This is a genomic window from Nocardia sp. NPDC057455 (assembly GCF_042802775.1).
Lineage (GTDB): Bacteria > Actinomycetota > Actinomycetes > Mycobacteriales > Mycobacteriaceae > Nocardia.
Map to the genome: position 1 here is coordinate 73,602 of NZ_JBHVDM010000013.1, position 17,142 is coordinate 90,743.

Genomic DNA, 17,142 nt, shown 5'->3' on the forward strand with positions numbered 1-17,142 from the left:
CACCGGAGATGCGCACGACGTGTGAGCCGCTGGGAATCGGCGTCACCCGGGACGGCCCCGCGCGCATCCGCAGTTACGAAGGTGCCTTCTGCGCGCGGTGCGACGGCGAGTGGAACGGTGTCTGTCCGCACTGGGCCGGTGAACTGGCGCCGCGCCCGCGCCAGGGTGCCGGAGTAGTGCTGTGAGATCTCAGGGTCGGATGTCAATCCTCAGGGTGACGACGCACCACCCGCGCGGGGCACAGGATGAGTGCCGTGCCTAGCTGGAAGATCGTCATCGTCGTCGCCGCGCTCGTCGTCGCGCTGCCCGTGGTGAGCGGCTGCGGCGGTCCGCCGAGCCGACACGAGTCGGCGGTGGCGGACCTGGTCGCGCAGGCCGACGCCGCGCCCACGCCGCCGCTGGACTGGGCGCCGTGCGCGGAGCCGAAGCTGAGCAGGTTCCACTGCGCGACCGCGCAGGTGCCGGTGGACTACGCGCACCCGGACGGGCCGACCCTCGGCCTGGCGCTGGTGCTTCAGCAGGCCGCCGAGCCGCAGCGACGGATCGGGACGCTGTTCTCCGCCGTCGGCGGTCCCGGTGGGTCGGGACTGCGCTGGGCGGAGAGCGGGGAGCTGCTCGGCGGCGAACTCGCCCGCCGTTTCGACGTGATCACCTTCGACCAGCGCGGGGTCGGCCGCAGCGGGCAGGTGCGGTGTTTCGCGGACGCCGAGCAGCAGCACCGGTTCTGGTCCGGCGCGGTGTTCGCACCGGCGACTCCGGAACAGGAGCGTGCGGCCGACGCGGCGAGCCGTGAGCTGGCCGCCGGCTGCGCGGCGCACGGCGGCGCGCTGCTCGGGCACCTCACCACCGTGGACGCGGCGCGCGACCTCGACCTACTGCGCCGGGCCGTCGGTGATCCGCAGCTGACCTACGAGGGCGGTTCCTACGCGAGCTACCTGGGCCAGGTGTACGGAGCGCTGTTCGGCGATCGGGTGCGTGCGCTGCACCTGGCATCGGTGATCGACCCGGACACCTACACCAACGACACGCGAAGCGCCCTCGAGAACCGCGCGGCCGGGACCGAAGAAGTGCTCGATGAATTCCTGCGGCTGTGCGCGGACGCGGGACGGGAGCGCTGCGCCTTCGCCGCACCGGGCGGTCAGGGCGATGCCGTCGTGAGCGGAGGCGCGGGCGCTCCGGTGCGCCCGGCGGATCTCCGGACCCGCAATGACGCTGTGCTGCAACGCCTCCGCGAGGGTCCCCTGGCGGTGGGGGCCGGTGAGCGGGCGCGGACGGTGACCTATGCCGAGGTGCTGTCGTCGCATGCGCTATTGCTGTACGACCAGGAGCAGGGCTGGCCGGCCCTGGCCGAACTGCTCGCCGAACTGGAACGCGGTCCGGCGGGCAACCCCGGCGCGGTGGGCGAGATCCTGTCGGCGACCGCGCAACCGGACGACTTCCTCGACTCCTTCATCGCGATTTCGTGCGCGGACAACAGTTTTCCCCGCGATCCTGGTCAATGGCCCGATCTGGCAAGGGATCTGGCGAACGTCAGCCCTACCTATGGCGCGTTCTGGTTGTCGTTGCATCATGCGTGCGCCTTCTGGCCGTCCCCGCCCGAGGGGTATGCCCAGCGGTACACCGGGCCGTGGATCCTGCGATCGGACACCCCGGCCGTGTTGGTCGACAACCGATTCGATCCCGTCACCCCGCTCAGCGGCGCACGGCGCGCGCAGCAGGAGTTGGTGAACGCCCGGTTGGTCGTCGTCGAGGACGGGTACGGGCACGTCCCGCTCAACGAATGCACCCGCAAGCTGCGCGAGCGTTATCTCATCGACCTCCAGCTACCCGCCCCCGGAGCGACCTGCCGCCCCGACGAGCTGCCGTTCGACCGATAGCAAAAACGGATATCTGTTCACAAAACGGGAATACCGGTAATCTGCGCACGCTAAGCCTGATGATGGAAGGTGACCGGTGCGTAGACGTGCCTTGTTCAAGGCGGCGGGCACCGCAGCCCTGCTCGGTGCTGTGGGGACGATGACGGGGACGAGCACAGCGTCCGCCGACCCGATGTGGGAGGCGTTGTTTCGCGCCTGGGTGCCGGAGATCTTCGCCCCGATCCCCGACCCACCGGAGCACTCGCCCGCGATCGTCGTCGGCTCCGGCTTCGGCGCCGCCGTGACCGCGTTGCGCCTGGCCGAGGCCGGGATCGTCACCACTGTGCTGGAACGCGGTTCGCGCTGGCCGAACGACCCGTGGCGGGAGATCTTCACCGGCGACGACCTGCCCGACGGCCGCGGCTTCTGGCACCGCACCCAGTTCACCGGCGTCACCAAGGTCCCCATGCGCTTCGCCAGTTTCGGCGGCGTGCTGGACTGCACCGAGTATCCGGGTATCGACGTCTGGCGCGCGGCCGCGGTCGGCGGCGGCTCGGTGATCTTCAGCGGCGCCATGATCGCCCCGCAGCGCCGCTTCTTCGACCACGTCTTCGGTGGCACCGTCGACTACGGCGAGATGGAGCGCGTCTACTACCCGCGCGTACGGGAGATGCTGCGGCTGAGTCCGATGCCCGCGGACATCTACAACTCCTCGCCGTTCGCGCATTCCCGCGCCTGGGACGACCAGGTGCGTAAAGCGGGCTTCCAGCCCCAGGCGAACGACTCGATCTTCAACTGGGACATCCTGCGCGCCGAACTCGCCGGCGGCGCCAAGCCTTCGGCCACGGCGGCCAGGAGCAATCTGGGCAATTCCAACGGCGCCAAGTTCGACCTGAATCAGAACTACTTGGCGTACGCGCAGGGCACCGGACGATGCGGGGTCTTCCCCGGCCACCGGGTGGACGCCATCGCCCAGGAGTCCGGCGGCCGCTACGCGATCACCGTGACGAAGCTGTCGCCGACCGGTGACGCGCTATCCACCCGGACCCTCACCTGCGATCGGCTCTTCCTCGGCGCCGGGTCGGTCGGCACGTCCGAACTGCTGGTCCGGGCCCAGGCCACCGGCGCGCTGCCGAACCTGAACGAACACGTCGGCGACGGCTGGGGCACCAACGGTGACGTGGTGCTCGCCCGCGGCGCCAGCGCGCTGGCCGGTCACGGCCAAGGCGTGCCGAGCGCGAGCCGGATCTTCGACGAAACCGGTGTGCCGCTGACCCTGGAGAGCTGGTACATCCCGGGGATCCCGTTCGAGACCGGCGCGCTCGCCTCGCTCGGCATGGTGCTCGACCCGACCCGTGCCCGGTTCGGCTACGACCGGAGTACGAACCGTGTCGGACTGAGCTGGTCGGTCAAGAACCGGGACGACACCGTGGCGGCGGCCAGGGCGGTCGACCGCCGGATCGCCGAGCGAGCGGATGCCCTCGTCGAGTACAGCGCCCTCGGCTACGACGCGAACGCACTGTTCACCGCGCATCCGCTCGGCGGAGCGGTGCTGGGGCGGGCCACCGACGGCTACGGCCGCGTGCACGGTCATCCCGGCCTCTACGTGGTGGACGGCGCGGCGATACCGGGCAGCACCGGGACGGTCAATCCGTCGCTCACCATCGCCGCGCTGGCCGAACGCAATATCGAGGCGATCGTTCGCGCCGGTCGCTGAGCACGCGGGTGTCCGGGCGCAGCGTCCCGGCACCGTTTCCGTGGTATCGCCAACCGTGCCGGGCATGCTTTCGGCGTACTAATGTCGGCGGCACCGTTCGGCGTCGAAGGGATTCGCAGTGTCCGCTCCCATTCCCAGCTCGGGCATCGAGAGTTCCCCCGTCGATCGATACGGCCTGCGGGAAACGCCGGAGCCACAGGACTATCCGCGCAAGCCGCCGATGCTGTGGACCGATTTCCTGATGCTGGCGCTGGCCGTCGTGTCCGTGGCGCTGGTCGCCTGGATCACCTTCTTTCCGGTCTCCGGGCACACCTACCACGTGATCGTGGTCGTCGACTGGTCGTTGTGCGCGGTGTTCGCGATCGAGTTCCTGTGGCGCTGGCGCCGCGCAGGCTGGCCGTGGACCTTCCCGTTCGTGTACTGGTACGAGGTCCTCGGCATGATCCCGGTGACCAGTCCGTTCTTCCGCGGCTTCCGGCTGTTGCGGATCGTGGTGATCGTCGTCCGGCTCGCCCGGGTGGCCGACCGCGTGTTCGGCGACCGGGTGACGGCCGCGGTGGTGAACCGGTTCGTGGCGACCATCGTCGATACCATTCGCCGTCCGATGACGATCGCGGTGATGGACGAGGTGGCGGAGGTGCTGCGCACCGGGCATTACACCCGCAACATCGCGGCCGCCCTGGACGAGAACCGCGCCGAGCTGGACGAGATGATCCTGGAGTTGATCAAGAAGGACCCGCAGGCGGGCCGGGTGCGCTACATCCCGTTCCACGACGAGATCATCCGCCTGATCGCCGACACCACCTTCCGCATCGTGTTCCAGGTGCTGGCGGATCCGCGCACCGATGAACTAGTCGCGGACGTGCTGCGGGAGAACATCGATCAGATCCGCGACGCGGTCCGCGACGGTGTGCGGGTGCCGCCGTCCGCGTACGGGCCGACGCCCGACGAGGACTGCGTGCGGCATCGCGTCACTCGGGTACCGCGTGCCTGATCGCGTCCCGAGGCTGTGCCAAACGCACGGTCTCCCAAGCGATCAGCGCGATCAGGACGACACACAGCAGGGCCAGTGACGCCAGCGCGGGCAGGGCGCAGGCCAACGGGATCAGCGCGAGCAGTACCGCCACGGCGACCACGCGGGGCACCGTGACGGTGTGCGTGGCGAAGTGCTTGAACCCCACCAGAGCGATCAGATACAGCGCCACGCCGCCGTAGAGCGCGTACAGCGGAATGCCGTACAGCGCGTCCTTCAGGGTGTGGTGCGAGGAATCCCCGACGTAGTAGAGAACTTTCTTCAGCCCCAGTGACAGCGCGATGATCCCGGCGATCATCGGGAAATGCCAGAAGGTGTAGGAACCCTGCGCGATCTTGATCTGCCGCTTGCCCTCGGCGTGGACGAGTTCGTGCTCCACCGCCAGGGCGGCGACGTCGAAGTAGGCCCACCACAGCAGACCGGAAATGGCGAGGCCGAGTAGCGAGCCGAGTGCGATCGGCCAAGAGATCGGCAGACCGGCCACCCCGATGCCGATCGAGACGATCGATTCACCGAGCGCGACGATGACGATCAGTCCGTAGCGCTCGACGAAATGCCTGGCCGAATTCAACCGCCAATCGGTGCCGGCGAACAACGTCCACAGGTAGTCGCCCGCTATCGCGGCGATCCACAGGGCGATCTGCACCGTGCCGGTGGTCAGCGCGGCGACGACCAGCAGCGTGGTGCCGAGGGTGATCGAACCGAGTGCCCAGCGCAGCAACTGGTTGCGCAATTGCGGATCCTCCGCACTGGCCAACCAGAAGATCCAGAGGTGGACCAGGCGCACGATCAGGTAGGCGATGGCGAAGACCAGCGGCCCGAACCATCCGCCGGTCTTGTCGTCGAACGCCTCCGGGATGGTGAGCGCGGCGAGGAACGCGCCGGCCATGGCCGCGAAAATCGCCACCCGTGCGATTCCCTCGTCGGCGCGGACCACGTTGGCGAGCCAGGAGTAGGCGATCCACAGCCACCACATCACCGCGAGCACCAGCAGCGCGCGCAGCGCGTTCTTCGCGCTGGTGTCGTCCGCGACCAAGCCGGTGACCATGGTGAACGCGAAGACGAGCACGAGGTCGAAGAACAACTCGAGCTGGGTTACCGAAGCGCCCTGGGCCATCGGCTGGAACCGCACTCGTTTGGAACCGATCATGCCGCTCATCGTCGCACTCCGACCGGTCCGGCGCCGGTTCGCTGCCGCGCCCGCCCGCCCATTTCGCGCAGAGCACAGCGTCGCCGCGGCTACACGGGCTGATAGGTCTCCGATTCGGGGAACCGCTCGGCGAAATCGATGAAACACTCCGCGACCACTTCATTGGCCTTGCGGAAGGTGCGTTTCAGCAGAAATCCGGGAACCGGGAGGGGCAGATAGAGCTCGACGTGGTACCAGACGTGCGTGCCGTCGACGCTGTCGGACACTTCGAAAAAGCCGCCGCCCCGGACGCCCCGGGTACTGTCGGCGACGATCCAGGAGGACCGGTCGTCGGTCCAATCGTATTCGAGCACTTGCAAATCCGAGCTGCCGAGCAGTTCCGCCTTGAGGAAGACGCGCCGCGGCCTGCGCCGGGCGTCCCGAGTGGCGACCCGGACGTCGCTGTAGGCGGTCGACCATTCCGGCAGCGATTCGACGGCTGTCAGGGCGTCCATGACCTGTTCGGGATCGGTATCGATGAAGAATCGGATATCCGTTTTGGTGCGCATGGCATACCTCCGACCCCCGGTTGGACAAGTCGGCCGATTGTCTCCGCGATTTGTCCGGTTCGTCAACCTGACTGTGCGAGACCAAATCTCGGCTAACCGGGTAACGTGCCGTTATCGAGTCGAGATCGGCGATCGGCAACCACTGGAACAACTTCCGGTCGGAAGGATGGGTCGGCCGGAGGCTCGCGCGCCTACGATCGGATCCGAATGAGCGCCGGTCTCCGGCGCTCTCGGTCAGGCGGGAGGATGTCATGAAATACGCCGAACTGCTGGCGCAGGCGCGGGACGTGATCACGGTGCGCCGGGTCTACGGCGAGCCCTACGAATCCGGCGGGGCGATCGTCATCCCCGCCGCCTCGGTCGGGGGCGGCGGTGGCGGGGGCGGTGGTACCGGGAACAGTCCGGACGGGGAGGGCGCGGGGGAAGGCGTGGCGTTCGGAGTAGGCGCCAAGCCCGTCGGCGCCTACCTGCTGCGCGACGGTCGGCTGACCTGGCACCCGGCCGTGGATGTCAACGCGATCATCCAGACGGCGGGCATGGTGCTGATCGCGGGGATTCTGGCCTTCGCGCTGAGCAGCCGAGTCAAGCGACGCGCCTGATCGGCGCGGGGGGCCGAAGCTTCCCCTCGGCGGTGCCGGGCCGAGCGCGGGCGAGGCCGCCCCGCGCTCGATCCGGCGCGGCGTTCAATCCGATCCAGTGGGCTCGACGATGGCGTCGGGCCCCGGATACATCAGCGATTCGCGGCCGTCGGAGAAGCGCACCACGTAGGGCGGCGTCCCGTCCGGCCCGCGGACCTCGATGATCTCGGCCAGGTGATCCACTTCTCCCACCACGTGTCCGTGCACGCAGAGTCGATCTCCTACATGTGCGATCATCGCCCCATTATCGACCGTCAGTGGTGCCCGTCACAACCACTCCGGCCGGTGGCGCGGGATCCGATTCAGTCGTCCGCGCTGATCACGCGCTCGACCGCGGCTTCGATCAATTCCATGCCCTGCTCCTCGGTGAACACCTCGGGCAGCGTCAACCGGTCGACGATCAGCCAGTTCAGTGCGAGGTAGAGCAACAGCACCGACTTCTCGTCACCGGGCAGGCCCGCCGCCAGGTGGTTGCGCACGTTGTAGTCGATGTCCTCGCGCACCCGTGCGGTCAGCACCGCGCGTAATTCCGGCCGCCGGGTCGCCTCCAGGCGCAATTCGAGCAGCGCCAGGTAGCCGGTGCGGAACGCCTCGATGCGTCCGACCGTCTCTTTCATCAAGTCGACGATGTTGGCGCGGGTCTTGGGCCCGTCGGTCAACTGGGCGATCGTGGCTTCGCTCGGCTGTAGCCGTTCGTAGAACCGTCTGCCCGCCTGGGTGAGCAGGTCGTCGCGGTTGGCGAAGTAGTTCGACGCCGTGCCCGCGGGTACCCCGGCTTCCTTGTCCACCGCGCGGAAGGTCAGTCCTCGCGCGCCGTCGCGCGCCAGGACCTCGATCGCGGCGTCGACCAGCGCCTGTCGTCTCTCCGGGTTGGTCCGCACTTGACACCACTCCATTCGTAGTACTACATTTCAAATCACTACGACCAGAGTACAGCGAGTCGGGCGGTATGCGTATGCGAAAGCTTGTCTATTACGTGGGTGTGTCGGTGGACGGTTACATCGCGGGCCCAGCGGGAGAATACGAGTTCTATCCGTTGGACGACGAGATGACAGCCTGGGCGAACACGGAGTATCCGGAGTTCGTGCCGAGCCACATCCGCCCGCTTGCGGGGATGTCGGTGGACGAGCCGAACAAGCGGTGCGACGCCGTCCTGATGGGCCGCGGTACCTACGAGCCCGCGTTGTCCATCGGTGTGAGCAGCCCGTACGCGCACCTGAAGCAGTACGTGGTGTCCAGCACGCTCGGGCGGCTCGACGACCCGGCAGTGGAACTGGTCGAGAGCGACCCCGTCGCGCTCGTGCGGAGGCTGAAGCGGGCCGAAGGCGCGGACATCTGGCTCGCGGGTGGCGGCAAACTCGCCGCTGAACTGCTCGGCGAGATCGACGAGATGATCATCAAGAGCTATCCGGTCGTCGCGGGCGGCGGGATATCCGCGTTCTCCGGCGCGTTCCGTCCGACCTTGTTCACCCCGGCGCGGCGCAAGGAGTTCGGCAACGGCGCGCAGGTCACCTGGTTTACCCGGGCCTGAGTCCCCGACTTCCATCCGAAAGGTATTTCATGCGAAAACTCGTCTATTTCGTCGGCCTCTCCCTCGACGGCTATATCGCGGGGCCGAATGGCGAGATCGACTTCATGCCGGTGGGCGATGAGATGTGGGAGTGGCTGCGCGTGGAGTATCCCGAGACGCTGCCCACGCACGTGCGGCCGCATATCGGACTCCCCGTGGACGCGCCCAATCAGAAGTTCGACACGCTGGTCATGGGGCGCGGCACCTACGATCCGGCCCTGTCCATCGGTTTGACCAGCCCGTATGCCCACATGAAGCAGTACGTGGTGTCCAGCACGCTCGGCCGCATCGACGACCCGGCGGTCGAACTGGTCGAGTGCGACCCGGTGGGGCTGGTCCGCGAACTGAAGCGGCAGGACGGCATGGACATCTGGCTGGCGGGCGGCGGCAAGTTCGCCGCCGCGTTGCTGGAGGAGATCGACGAACTGGTGATCAAGAGCTACCCGGTCGTCGCGGGCACCGGAGTACCCGCCTTCGCGGGCGAGTTCCGCCCGACGCTGTTCCGGCCGACCGAACGCAAGGCCATCGGCGGCGGCGTCCAGGTCAGCTGGTTCACCCGGGCCTGACCCGGCGAACCCGGCCTCTGGGGCGCGGGCGGTCGGGTCGGCGACGATCTGCCCGCCGCCCGCGCTCGGTCCGGAGATCCCGGTCAGCTCGCGTCGGTGAGGACCGACAGCCGCACCTGCCGGTCCGGGTTGTCCACATTGAGATCCACCAGCGCGATCGACTGCCAGGTGCCCAGGGCGAGCTTTCCGCCGAGCACCGGAACGGTCGCGTACGGCGGTATCAGGGCAGGCATCACATGGGAACGCCCGTGTCCGCGCGAGCCGTGCGCGTGCCGCCACCGGTCGTCGGCGGGAAGGAGATCGCGGAGCGCGGCCAGCAGATCGTCGTCGCTGCGCGCGCCGAGTTCCATGATCGCGATCCCCGCGGTGGCGTGCGGCACGAAGACGTGCAGCAGCCCGTCGCCGCCGGCTGAACGCGCGAATGTCGCGCACTGCGGCGTGATGTCCTGTACCACTTCACTGTGGCCTGTTCGCACCTCGAGCAGAGTGCTCTTCATGTGCACATCGTCCCTCATCTGCCGCGGCCGGCGCGGCGCGATCGGGAGGGGATGCGGCTGTGGGCTTTTCCACAAGCCGGGTAGGTAGCGGCAAAACCGCTGGCCCCGGCCGGTACCCTGAATGACTGTTACCAGTTTGTTGTCGATCTTGGAGGACCCTGTCGTGGCTCTCGTGGTTCAGAAGTACGGAGGATCCTCGGTGGCGACCGCCGAGCGTATCCGGCGCGTCGCTGAACGGATCGTGGAGACCAAGAAGCAGGGCCACGATGTGGTGGTCGTCTGCTCCGCCATGGGTGACACCACCGACGAGCTGCTGGATCTCGCGCAGCAGGTGGCGCCGTCGCCGCCCGCCCGCGAGATGGACATGCTGCTCACCTCCGGTGAGCGCATCTCCAACGCGCTGGTCGCCATGGCCATCCACTCCCTCGGCGCCGAGGCCCGCTCGTTCACCGGTTCGCAGGCGGGTGTGATCACCACCGGCGCGCACGGCAACGCGAAGATCATCGATGTGACCCCCGGTCGCGTCCGCGACGCACTGGACCAGGGCCTCGTCGTCCTGGTCGCGGGCTTCCAGGGCGTGAGTCAGGACAGCAGGGACGTCACCACGCTGGGCCGCGGCGGCTCGGACACCACGGCCGTCGCGCTGGCGGCAGCGCTGCAGGCCGATGTGTGCGAGATCTACACCGACGTGGACGGCGTCTTCACCGCCGATCCGCGGATCGTGCCCGACGCGCAGCGGCTCGAGCAGGTCTCCTACGAGGAGATGCTGGAGCTGGCGGCTTGCGGGGCCAAGGTGCTGATGCTGCGCTGCGTCGAATACGCCCGCCGCTACAACGTGCCCGTGCATGTGCGCTCGTCCTACACCGACAAGCAGGGCACCTACGTTTACGGATCGATGGAGGACATCCCCTTGGAGCAAGCAATCCTCACCGGCGTCGCGCACGACCGCAGCGAGGCCAAGGTGACCGTGGTCGGGCTGCCGGACGAACCGGGCTACGCCGCCAAGGTGTTCCGCGCCGTCGCCGACTCGGAGATCAACATCGACATGGTCCTGCAGAACATCTCGAAGATCGAGACCGGCAAGACCGACATCACCTTCACGCTGCCGAAGTCCGAGGGGGCCCGCGCGGTCGAGATGCTGACCAAGCGCCAGGCCGAGATCGGCTTCTCCCAGGTGCTCTACGACGACCACATCGGCAAGGTGTCGCTGGTCGGCGCGGGCATGAAGAGCCATCCGGGCGTCACCGCCACCTTCTGCGAGGCGCTGGCCGAGGCGGGTGTGAACATCGACCTGATCTCCACCTCGGAGATCCGGATCTCCGTGCTGGTCAAGGACACCGAACTGGACGAGGCGGTGCAGGTGCTGCACAAGGCCTTCGACCTGGGCGGCGACGAGGTCGCGGTGGTCCACGCGGGAACGGGGCGATAGGCCATGGGAGTGCGCGTAGGAGTCGTCGGCGCGACCGGACAGGTCGGCGCCGTCATGCGGAAACTGCTGGATGAGCGCGGTTTCCCGGCGGATGAGGTGCGGTTCTTCGCCTCCGCCCGTTCGGCGGGCAAGACACTGCCCTGGCGCGGCCGCGAGATCGTCGTCGAGGACACCGAGACCGCGGATCCGTCCGGCTTGGACATCGCGCTGTTCTCGGCGGGCGCCACCATGTCGCGTGTGCAGGCGCCGCGTTTCGCCGCGGCGGGCGTCACGGTGATCGACAACTCCTCGGCATGGCGCAAAGACCCCGAGGTCCCGCTGGTGGTCAGTGAGGTCAACCCGGAGCAGACACGCAACCTGGTCAAGGGCATTATCGCCAACCCGAACTGCACCACGATGGCGGCCATGCCGGTGCTCAAGCCGCTGCACGACATCGCCGGTCTGCGCCGCCTGATCGTGTCCAGCTACCAGGCGGTCTCCGGCAGCGGTCTGGCCGGTGTCGAAGAGCTCGTGAGCCAGGCCCGCGCGGTGATCGGCGACGCCGAGAAGCTGACCCACGACGGTCGCGCCGTGGATTTCCCCGCTCCGAACAAGTACGTCGCGCCGATCGCGTTCAATGTGCTTCCGCTGGCCGGTTCGCTGGTCGATGACGGCTCCGGCGAGACGGACGAGGATCAGAAGCTGCGCAACGAGAGCCGCAAGATCCTCGGCCTCCCGGATCTGGCCGTCAGCGGCACCTGCGTGCGCGTACCGGTCTTCACCGGCCACTCGCTCTCGGTGAACGCCGAATTCGCCGAACCGCTTTCGGTCGAGCATGCCAAGGAGATCCTGGCCAAGGCGCCCGGCGTGAAGCTGGTCGACGTGCCGACCCCGCTGGCCGCGGCGGGCGCCGACGAGTCGCTCGTCGGCCGCATCCGCCAGGACCCGGGTGTGCCGGACGGCCGCGGGCTCGCGCTGTTCATCTCCGGCGACAACCTGCGCAAAGGTGCTGCCCTCAACACCATTCAGATCGCCGAGGTGCTGATCGGCGACCGCTGAGACAGATCTGTCGAACGGGCCGTGGACTTTCCACGGCCCGTTCGTCGTGTCCGGAACCGATCAGCGGGCGCGTCGTCCGTCGAAGACTACGGCGCAAGTACGGTCGCGCTGCGCAGGAGTGACCGTGGTGCCGTGGGTGGCGGGGAACGCGCCTTTGATGAGGCGCATCAGGTCCTCGACGTCGATGTCGGTGCGCACGCCGCCCGCCTCCTACGCGCGGGTGAGCAGCGCGCCGATGACCGTGTTCAACTCGTGCACCGGCCGCGGAAACGCCGGGGCATCCGCGCCGCCCACCGCATCGGCGAGATCGCGTTCGACGCTGCCCTCCGCCACGAGCCGGGCCAGGAAGTGGGCTGCCGACTCGTGTGGAAGGTCGCGAGGCGATTCGCGTGCACTTGGCGCAGCGCTGGTCGGGACTTTCCGGAATCGAGGTGCACGCCATCCATCCCCAGGTCTAAAGACCACCGACTCCGAGGTGCTGCTCGTGGAGAACGAGGTCGACATGACCGTCCCGGGATCCGGCCGCGCCCGAGTTCGCACGTCCGTCAACGTCGTCCATGTCCGCGACGGCAAGGTCGTGCTTTTTCGCGACTACATGGACACCGCCCGTTTCACCCGCTCGGCCGCGCGGTAAGTGACGCGTACGCGCCGAACGTCACTCTTGCGGGGCCATGGAGTTATCGGATAAGGACCACCGGGGGGAGTGGTACCATATCTCGTACGACTGGCTGGAGGACTCATGGCTGCCGCGATTACCGTCAGTGAGGCGCGCAAGGATCTTTTTCCCCTGGTCAGGAAGGTCAATGAGGATCACGACACGATCGAGATCGTGTCGAAAGGGGGGAATGCTGTGCTCATGTCCAAGGAAGACTACGACTCCCTGATGACGACCGTGGAGTTGCTCAGTGGGCGTGATGGGGCGCGCCTACGCCGATCGATCCAGGAACTCGAGAATGGCGGCGGCGCCGAACGCGACCTCATCGAATGAAGGTCGTTTTCTCCGAATCCGCATGGGAAGAGTATTCGGCTTGGCTGCACCGCGACCGTGTCGTGCTGAAGAAGGTCAATGTACTGATCAAGGCGATCTCGGCCGATCCCTTCGAAGGCATCGGTAAGCCCGAGCCTCTGAAGCACGACTTGGCGGGGTACTGCTCACGGCGGATCACGCAGGAGCATCGCATCGTCTACCGAGTCGTCGACGATGCGATCTGGATCGCCAAGGTGGGCAAGCACTACGACTGACCCTCGGCGGGCCGGCCGAAAAGGTCTCGCTCGGCGCACGGCGCTGCTGTTAGCCTGCGCCGATGGCTCATCCTCATCCTCACGTGTATCTCGGCGATCGGATCGTTGCGGCGGATGCCGCCACGGTGGGCGTCGCATCGTCGGCGGTGTTGTACGGACTCAGCGTCTACACCGTTTTCCCGGTGCATGTGGACGGGGCAGCGTGTACGGCATTCCGTCTGGATGACCATTTCCGCCGGCTCGAGGAGTCCTGCAAGATCATCGGGATCGATCGGTTCGCCGCGGAGTGGGATTTCGAGCGGTTCCGTGCGACCGTCGTGGAACTGATCGCGGCGAATGCCCCGCGCGAGGACGTTTTCGTCCGGGCGACCGTGCACGTGGTCGAGTCCATTCCCGGCACCCGGGTCCGGGGCTGTGCGATCCAGGTCAGCGTGTTCGTCTACGACGCGGTGCCCATCGTCCCGCAGGACGGCATGCGCTTGAAGTCCAGTCCGTGGCGGCGCATTCCGGACAACGCGATTCCGTCCCGCGCGAAAGTCAATGGGGCGTATGTCAATTCGGTCCTGGCCAAGCAGGACGCGATCGACAGCGGCTACGACGACTGCGTCTTCCTCGATGGCAACGGGCACGTCTGCGAACTCAGCGCGGCCAACATCTTCCTGGTCCGCAACGGCACGCTGATCACCCCTGACGTCTCCTGCGACATCCTCGACGGCATCAACCGCAGGACCGTGCTCACCTTGGCGGCCGAAGACGGTATTCCGGTCGTCGAACGCACCGTCGATCTCACCGAGTTGTACATCGCCGACGAAGTCTTCGTGACCGGCACCTCGGCAGGCGCGGCACCGGTCGTCGAGGTGGACGGCCGCGTCGTCGCGAACGGCGTGCCCGGCCCGATTTCCCAGGCGCTGCGCAAACGCCACCATGCGGCACTGCGCACCGACAGCGTGCACGGCTGGGTCACGGACCTGTCCGCAGCCCGGTAGTCCAGCGCGCCGCTCAGCGGATGCCAGGGGTGCGCGGGTCGGGTCCGAGGCAGACCAGGATGGCGCACCCCGGAGGGGTGTCCGCGAACGGCGGGTCCAGCGGGTGATTCAGGCAAGCGAAGACGTTGCAGCCCGGGTAAGCGGCCGGACCGAGCCCGAACACCGCGATCAGGATGTCCGTATCGATGAAGCGGCGGGGGTCCAGCCGCAGCGGCGGCTCGACGTACGGGCCGGGGTCGGGCACCGGCCGGTCGTCGAACGCGTCGAACACCCTGCGGAAGAACTCGTAGGGCAGTTCCTGGGTGTTCTGCACGACGCCCGACACGCCCTGGCTGCTGACGTTTCCGAAGACGCCGGTCCACACCACCGTGAGATCGAGGCTCGGAATGACGAAGACGTTCTGCAATCCGAGCCCGGCCATCGCGTACACGTCGCCGGGCAGGAAGTCGGCGATCTCGGCGCAACCGCTTCCGAGCCAGAACAGGTAGCCGTAGCACGCGTTCGTCGGTGACGGCGTGCGCGCCATGGTCAAGTAGTCGGCGGAGACGATCCGCTGAGCGCCCCAACGCCCGTCATTGCTGACCAGAAGACCGAGTTTCGCGAAGTCGTTCGGCGGGATCATCAGATGCGCGTAGCCGTAGGTGTGTCCGGAGCGGTCCTGTGCCCAGTAGTAGTCGCTGCTGAGAATGCCGAGCGGATCGAACAACTCACGCTGCGCGAATTGTTGCAGCGGCTCGCCGACGGCCAGCTCCAGCACGTAGGCCAGCAGGTCGACATTGCGCTGGCTGTAAGTGAAAACGGTGCCCGGCGGATTGTCCAGCGGCACGCCGAGCGCCTGCACCGCGCTGTCCGGGTCGACCGGGATCACACCGGTGACGCCCTCGGTCAGCACGCCGACCCGCATTCCCGAGGTCTCGGTGAGCAGATTCTCGACGATGATCGACCGGTGCGCCGCATCACCGAGCCCGGCGGGCAGGTAGCGGTCGATCGGTGCGCGAAGGTCGAGTTTTCCTTGATCCCAAGCGATTCCGGCGAGCAAGGAGACGACGCTCTTCGTCGAACTCCAGATGTTCCAGGCCACGTTGCCGGTCTGGGCGTTCGTCGGTCCCTCGCCGATGAGGCAGTTGTGCCGGAACACCTGCACGTTGAATCGGTTTCGACCGGACGCGAAGGTCAGCGCGTCCTGGAGTTTCGCGGAATCCAGACCGACCTGTTCCGGTGCCGCCCGCTCCAGATCGCGTCCCGAGGTGACCGCGCACCGCACCTGCTCGCCGGGCGCGGCCATCGCACTCCCGGCGAAGAGATTGCCCGCCACCAGCGAAACTGCCGCGATTCCCGCCAGGAATCCACCGAAACGCCCCATATGCAAGAGGCTAGCGCCCTTTCGCCTGTTCACACCGGCAACAGGCGGGAACTGGACGTTCGATATCCGCACGGGCCGGACCCGGACTCGGACGCCTCGTCGTGAAACTCGATCGGTGTTCGCTCTTACCACTGCATACACCGCCGCGCACCGAGGCGCCGAACTGTCGGGGCCGCGCGGCCGCTACCGGCCTGCTGGGCGCGCGTGCGGTTGGCACGTCTTTCCATGGTCGGCGGGCGGTCAGCGGCGGTAGCACCTCGCAAGGCCATACAACGCTGTGCCGAGTGCCAGCGCGCCTAGTCCGGCGAGGACGGAACCGAGGGGCAGGGAGAACCCGACGACGACGCAGCCCACCGCACCGACTGCGGGGACCCACCGGGGTGGGCGATTCTCCTCGGCGGTCAGCGTGGCGGCGGATACGTTGGCGATCAAGTAGTAGAAGAGCACGGTGAACGAGGAAAACCCGATGGCCGCGCGCAGATCGAAGAGCGCGGCGACTACGGCGACGATCGCGCCGACCACCAGTTCCGCGCGGTGCGGCACACCGAACCGCGGATGCACGGCGGCGAGGGCTCCCGGCAGATAACGGTCCCGTGCCATGGCGAGCACCGTGCGGGACACACCGAGGATCAATGCGAGCAGCGATCCGGCCGCCGCCAGCATCGCGCCGATCCGCACCACCGGCGCGGCCGCGGGTACGCCCGCTGTGCTGACCAGGCGTGCGAGCGGGTCGGTCGCCCGGGCCAGTCCGGCGGAGCCGAGCACGCTGAGGGCCGCGACCGCCACCAGTGCGTAGACCACGAGGGCGAGTCCGAGCGCGATCAGGACGGCACGCGGAATGGTGCGTCGCGGTTCGCGCACTTCCTCGCCGAGCGTGGCGATACGGGCGTATCCCGCGAACGCGAAGAACAGCAGTCCGGCCGCCGTGAGCACCTCGCGTGGGCCGATCCGGTCGGGCAAGGGCGTTGCGGCCGAGTGCGTTCCCGCCAGTCCGATCACGATCACCATGCCCAGCACCGCGAGCACCGCCGCGACGAGGATCCGGGTCACGAGCGCCGACTTCTGCACCCCGGTGTAGTTGACAGCGGTGATCGCCACCACCGTCCCGACCGCCACGGCATGCGCCTGCCCGGGCCAGGCGTAACTACCGACCGTCAGCGCCATCGCCGCACACGAGGCTGTCTTCCCCGCGACGAATCCCCACCCCGCGAGATATCCCCAGAACGGCCCGAGCCGCTCCCTCCCGTACACATACGTGCCACCCGATACGGGGTATTGCGCAGCCAGTCGCGCCGACGACATCGCGTTGCAGTAGGCCAACACCGCCGCCACCGCGAGTGCTACCGGCAACCAGTTCCCGGCCGAAGCGGCCGCCGGGGCCAGCGCCGCGAATATCCCCGCACCCACCATCGCCCCCAACCCGATGACCACCGAATCGGTGAGCCCGAGCCTGCGATGCATGGTCCCGTCGCGCGACGCCATGACGTGCATCCTCCCGCACCCTCTCCG

The 17,142-nt window shown here is 67.7% G+C and carries 22 protein-coding genes; 13 read left to right on the top strand and 9 right to left on the bottom strand.

Annotated features, from left to right (window positions below):
* Window positions 1-8 precede the first annotated feature (8 nt).
* The 4 genes from ACFU5M_RS07910 to ACFU5M_RS07925 all read left to right on the top strand — a co-directional run bounded on the left by ACFU5M_RS07910 (window position 9) and on the right by ACFU5M_RS07925 (window position 4,567).
* On the top strand, window positions 9-185 hold the full coding sequence (locus ACFU5M_RS07910; protein WP_379045698.1) for a DUF1272 domain-containing protein: 177 nt from the start codon (window positions 9-11) through the stop codon (window positions 183-185).
* Between the two features lie 60 nt (window positions 186-245).
* Window positions 246-1,877: an alpha/beta hydrolase gene (locus ACFU5M_RS07915; protein WP_379045582.1), complete on the top strand. Its 1,632-nt coding sequence runs from the start codon at window positions 246-248 to the stop codon at window positions 1,875-1,877.
* Between the two features lie 76 nt (window positions 1,878-1,953).
* Entirely contained in the window at window positions 1,954-3,573 is a 1,620-nt protein-coding gene (locus ACFU5M_RS07920; RefSeq protein ID WP_379045585.1) for a GMC oxidoreductase, read from the top strand.
* A gap of 118 nt (window positions 3,574-3,691) precedes the next feature.
* The gene (locus tag ACFU5M_RS07925; protein WP_379045589.1) at window positions 3,692-4,567 is read left to right on the top strand and encodes an ion transporter; all 876 of its coding nucleotides are present in this window, start codon (window positions 3,692-3,694) and stop codon (window positions 4,565-4,567) included.
* Here the strand turns inward: ACFU5M_RS07925 and ACFU5M_RS07930 are convergent.
* Both ACFU5M_RS07930 and ACFU5M_RS07935 read right to left on the bottom strand, forming a co-directional pair.
* On the bottom strand, window positions 4,545-5,756 hold the full coding sequence (locus tag ACFU5M_RS07930) for a low temperature requirement protein A (RefSeq protein WP_379045592.1): 1,212 nt from the start codon (window positions 5,754-5,756) through the stop codon (window positions 4,545-4,547). The genes ACFU5M_RS07925 and ACFU5M_RS07930 overlap by 23 nt on opposite strands.
* Window positions 5,757-5,845: 89 nt before the next feature.
* Window positions 5,846-6,304, bottom strand: coding sequence for an SRPBCC family protein (locus ACFU5M_RS07935; protein WP_379045595.1), 459 nt, complete (start codon window positions 6,302-6,304; stop codon window positions 5,846-5,848).
* 251 nt (window positions 6,305-6,555) lie between these two features.
* Between ACFU5M_RS07935 and ACFU5M_RS07940 the strand changes: the two genes are divergently transcribed.
* The gene (locus ACFU5M_RS07940; RefSeq protein WP_379045598.1) at window positions 6,556-6,903 is read left to right on the top strand and encodes a sporulation protein; all 348 of its coding nucleotides are present in this window, start codon (window positions 6,556-6,558) and stop codon (window positions 6,901-6,903) included.
* Window positions 6,904-6,987: 84 nt separating this feature from the next.
* Here the strand turns inward: ACFU5M_RS07940 and ACFU5M_RS07945 are convergent, their stop codons facing one another.
* Window positions 6,988-7,179 carry a DUF1918 domain-containing protein gene (locus ACFU5M_RS07945; protein WP_379045602.1) on the bottom strand — a complete coding sequence of 64 codons (192 nt, stop codon included), beginning with the start codon at window positions 7,177-7,179 and terminating at the stop codon, window positions 6,988-6,990.
* A 65-nt stretch (window positions 7,180-7,244) separates the two neighbouring features.
* The gene (locus ACFU5M_RS07950) at window positions 7,245-7,838 is read right to left on the bottom strand and encodes a TetR/AcrR family transcriptional regulator (protein ID WP_379045605.1); all 594 of its coding nucleotides are present in this window, start codon (window positions 7,836-7,838) and stop codon (window positions 7,245-7,247) included.
* A gap of 59 nt (window positions 7,839-7,897) precedes the next feature.
* Between ACFU5M_RS07950 and ACFU5M_RS07955 the strand changes: the two genes are divergently transcribed.
* Both ACFU5M_RS07955 and ACFU5M_RS07960 read left to right on the top strand, forming a co-directional pair.
* A complete protein-coding gene (locus ACFU5M_RS07955; RefSeq protein WP_379045608.1) occupies window positions 7,898-8,473 on the top strand; it encodes a dihydrofolate reductase family protein in 576 nt (191 codons plus the stop codon).
* Between the two features lie 29 nt (window positions 8,474-8,502).
* A complete protein-coding gene (locus ACFU5M_RS07960) occupies window positions 8,503-9,078 on the top strand; it encodes a dihydrofolate reductase family protein (protein WP_379045611.1) in 576 nt (191 codons plus the stop codon).
* Window positions 9,079-9,161: 83 nt separating this feature from the next.
* On the opposite strand, the gene ACFU5M_RS07965 is transcribed toward ACFU5M_RS07960, so the two are convergent.
* Window positions 9,162-9,575 (bottom strand): secondary thiamine-phosphate synthase enzyme YjbQ, encoded by a 414-nt coding sequence (locus ACFU5M_RS07965; RefSeq protein WP_379045614.1) that lies wholly within the window; start codon window positions 9,573-9,575, stop codon window positions 9,162-9,164.
* A gap of 163 nt (window positions 9,576-9,738) precedes the next feature.
* Here ACFU5M_RS07965 and ACFU5M_RS07970 point away from each other — a divergent pair, with 163 nt between their 5' ends.
* Window positions 9,739-11,004, top strand: coding sequence for an aspartate kinase (locus ACFU5M_RS07970; RefSeq protein ID WP_379045617.1), 1,266 nt, complete (start codon window positions 9,739-9,741; stop codon window positions 11,002-11,004).
* A 3-nt stretch (window positions 11,005-11,007) separates the two neighbouring features.
* Window positions 11,008-12,042, top strand: coding sequence for an aspartate-semialdehyde dehydrogenase (locus ACFU5M_RS07975; RefSeq protein WP_379045620.1), 1,035 nt, complete (start codon window positions 11,008-11,010; stop codon window positions 12,040-12,042).
* A 60-nt stretch (window positions 12,043-12,102) separates the two neighbouring features.
* On the opposite strand, the gene ACFU5M_RS07980 is transcribed toward ACFU5M_RS07975, so the two are convergent.
* Window positions 12,103-12,240, bottom strand: coding sequence for a hypothetical protein (locus ACFU5M_RS07980; RefSeq protein WP_379045623.1), 138 nt, complete (start codon window positions 12,238-12,240; stop codon window positions 12,103-12,105).
* Window positions 12,241-12,252: 12 nt separating this feature from the next.
* Window positions 12,253-12,375 (bottom strand): hypothetical protein, encoded by a 123-nt coding sequence (locus tag ACFU5M_RS07985; protein ID WP_379045626.1) that lies wholly within the window; start codon window positions 12,373-12,375, stop codon window positions 12,253-12,255.
* A 151-nt stretch (window positions 12,376-12,526) separates the two neighbouring features.
* Here ACFU5M_RS07985 and ACFU5M_RS07990 point away from each other — a divergent pair, with 151 nt between their 5' ends.
* The 4 genes from ACFU5M_RS07990 to ACFU5M_RS08005 all read left to right on the top strand — a co-directional run bounded on the left by ACFU5M_RS07990 (window position 12,527) and on the right by ACFU5M_RS08005 (window position 14,270).
* Window positions 12,527-12,676: a hypothetical protein gene (locus ACFU5M_RS07990; RefSeq protein ID WP_379045629.1), complete on the top strand. Its 150-nt coding sequence runs from the start codon at window positions 12,527-12,529 to the stop codon at window positions 12,674-12,676.
* Between the two features lie 105 nt (window positions 12,677-12,781).
* A complete protein-coding gene (locus tag ACFU5M_RS07995; protein ID WP_379045632.1) occupies window positions 12,782-13,030 on the top strand; it encodes a type II toxin-antitoxin system Phd/YefM family antitoxin in 249 nt (82 codons plus the stop codon).
* Complete coding sequence (locus ACFU5M_RS08000) at window positions 13,027-13,284, top strand: Txe/YoeB family addiction module toxin (RefSeq protein ID WP_379045635.1); 258 nt, start codon at window positions 13,027-13,029, stop codon at window positions 13,282-13,284. Before ACFU5M_RS07995 ends, ACFU5M_RS08000 begins: the two co-directional genes overlap by 4 nt.
* A gap of 62 nt (window positions 13,285-13,346) precedes the next feature.
* A complete protein-coding gene (locus ACFU5M_RS08005; RefSeq protein WP_379045638.1) occupies window positions 13,347-14,270 on the top strand; it encodes an aminotransferase class IV in 924 nt (307 codons plus the stop codon).
* 13 nt (window positions 14,271-14,283) lie between these two features.
* Here ACFU5M_RS08005 and ACFU5M_RS08010 read toward each other — a convergent pair whose 3' ends face one another.
* Together ACFU5M_RS08010 and ACFU5M_RS08015 are read right to left on the bottom strand one after the other, a co-directional pair.
* Window positions 14,284-15,633: a serine hydrolase domain-containing protein gene (locus ACFU5M_RS08010; protein ID WP_379045641.1), complete on the bottom strand. Its 1,350-nt coding sequence runs from the start codon at window positions 15,631-15,633 to the stop codon at window positions 14,284-14,286.
* 240 nt (window positions 15,634-15,873) lie between these two features.
* Entirely contained in the window at window positions 15,874-17,115 is a 1,242-nt protein-coding gene (locus ACFU5M_RS08015; RefSeq protein WP_379045643.1) for an APC family permease, read from the bottom strand.
* Window positions 17,116-17,142 lie beyond the last annotated feature (27 nt).

What these genes read in the sequence shown, in the direction of transcription:
- ACFU5M_RS08010 (WP_379045641.1), bottom strand. Translation starts at nt 15,633, where the DNA reads ATGGGGCGTTTCGGTGGATTCCTGGCGGGAATCGCGGCAGTTTCGCTG.
- ACFU5M_RS07940 (WP_379045598.1), top strand. Translation starts at nt 6,556, where the DNA reads ATGAAATACGCCGAACTGCTGGCGCAGGCGCGGGACGTGATCACGGTG.
- ACFU5M_RS08005 (WP_379045638.1), top strand. Translation starts at nt 13,347, where the DNA reads ATGGCTCATCCTCATCCTCACGTGTATCTCGGCGATCGGATCGTTGCG.
- ACFU5M_RS07960 (WP_379045611.1), top strand. Translation starts at nt 8,503, where the DNA reads ATGCGAAAACTCGTCTATTTCGTCGGCCTCTCCCTCGACGGCTATATC.
- ACFU5M_RS07915 (WP_379045582.1), top strand. Translation starts at nt 246, where the DNA reads ATGAGTGCCGTGCCTAGCTGGAAGATCGTCATCGTCGTCGCCGCGCTC.
- ACFU5M_RS07965 (WP_379045614.1), bottom strand. Translation starts at nt 9,575, where the DNA reads ATGAAGAGCACTCTGCTCGAGGTGCGAACAGGCCACAGTGAAGTGGTA.
- ACFU5M_RS08000 (WP_379045635.1), top strand. Translation starts at nt 13,027, where the DNA reads ATGAAGGTCGTTTTCTCCGAATCCGCATGGGAAGAGTATTCGGCTTGG.
- ACFU5M_RS07935 (WP_379045595.1), bottom strand. Translation starts at nt 6,304, where the DNA reads ATGCGCACCAAAACGGATATCCGATTCTTCATCGATACCGATCCCGAA.
- ACFU5M_RS08015 (WP_379045643.1), bottom strand. Translation starts at nt 17,115, where the DNA reads ATGGCGTCGCGCGACGGGACCATGCATCGCAGGCTCGGGCTCACCGAT.
- ACFU5M_RS07930 (WP_379045592.1), bottom strand. Translation starts at nt 5,756, where the DNA reads ATGATCGGTTCCAAACGAGTGCGGTTCCAGCCGATGGCCCAGGGCGCT.
- ACFU5M_RS07975 (WP_379045620.1), top strand. Translation starts at nt 11,008, where the DNA reads ATGGGAGTGCGCGTAGGAGTCGTCGGCGCGACCGGACAGGTCGGCGCC.
- ACFU5M_RS07995 (WP_379045632.1), top strand. Translation starts at nt 12,782, where the DNA reads ATGGCTGCCGCGATTACCGTCAGTGAGGCGCGCAAGGATCTTTTTCCC.
- ACFU5M_RS07945 (WP_379045602.1), bottom strand. Translation starts at nt 7,179, where the DNA reads ATGATCGCACATGTAGGAGATCGACTCTGCGTGCACGGACACGTGGTG.
- ACFU5M_RS07955 (WP_379045608.1), top strand. Translation starts at nt 7,898, where the DNA reads ATGCGAAAGCTTGTCTATTACGTGGGTGTGTCGGTGGACGGTTACATC.
- ACFU5M_RS07950 (WP_379045605.1), bottom strand. Translation starts at nt 7,838, where the DNA reads ATGGAGTGGTGTCAAGTGCGGACCAACCCGGAGAGACGACAGGCGCTG.
- ACFU5M_RS07910 (WP_379045698.1), top strand. Translation starts at nt 9, where the DNA reads ATGCGCACGACGTGTGAGCCGCTGGGAATCGGCGTCACCCGGGACGGC.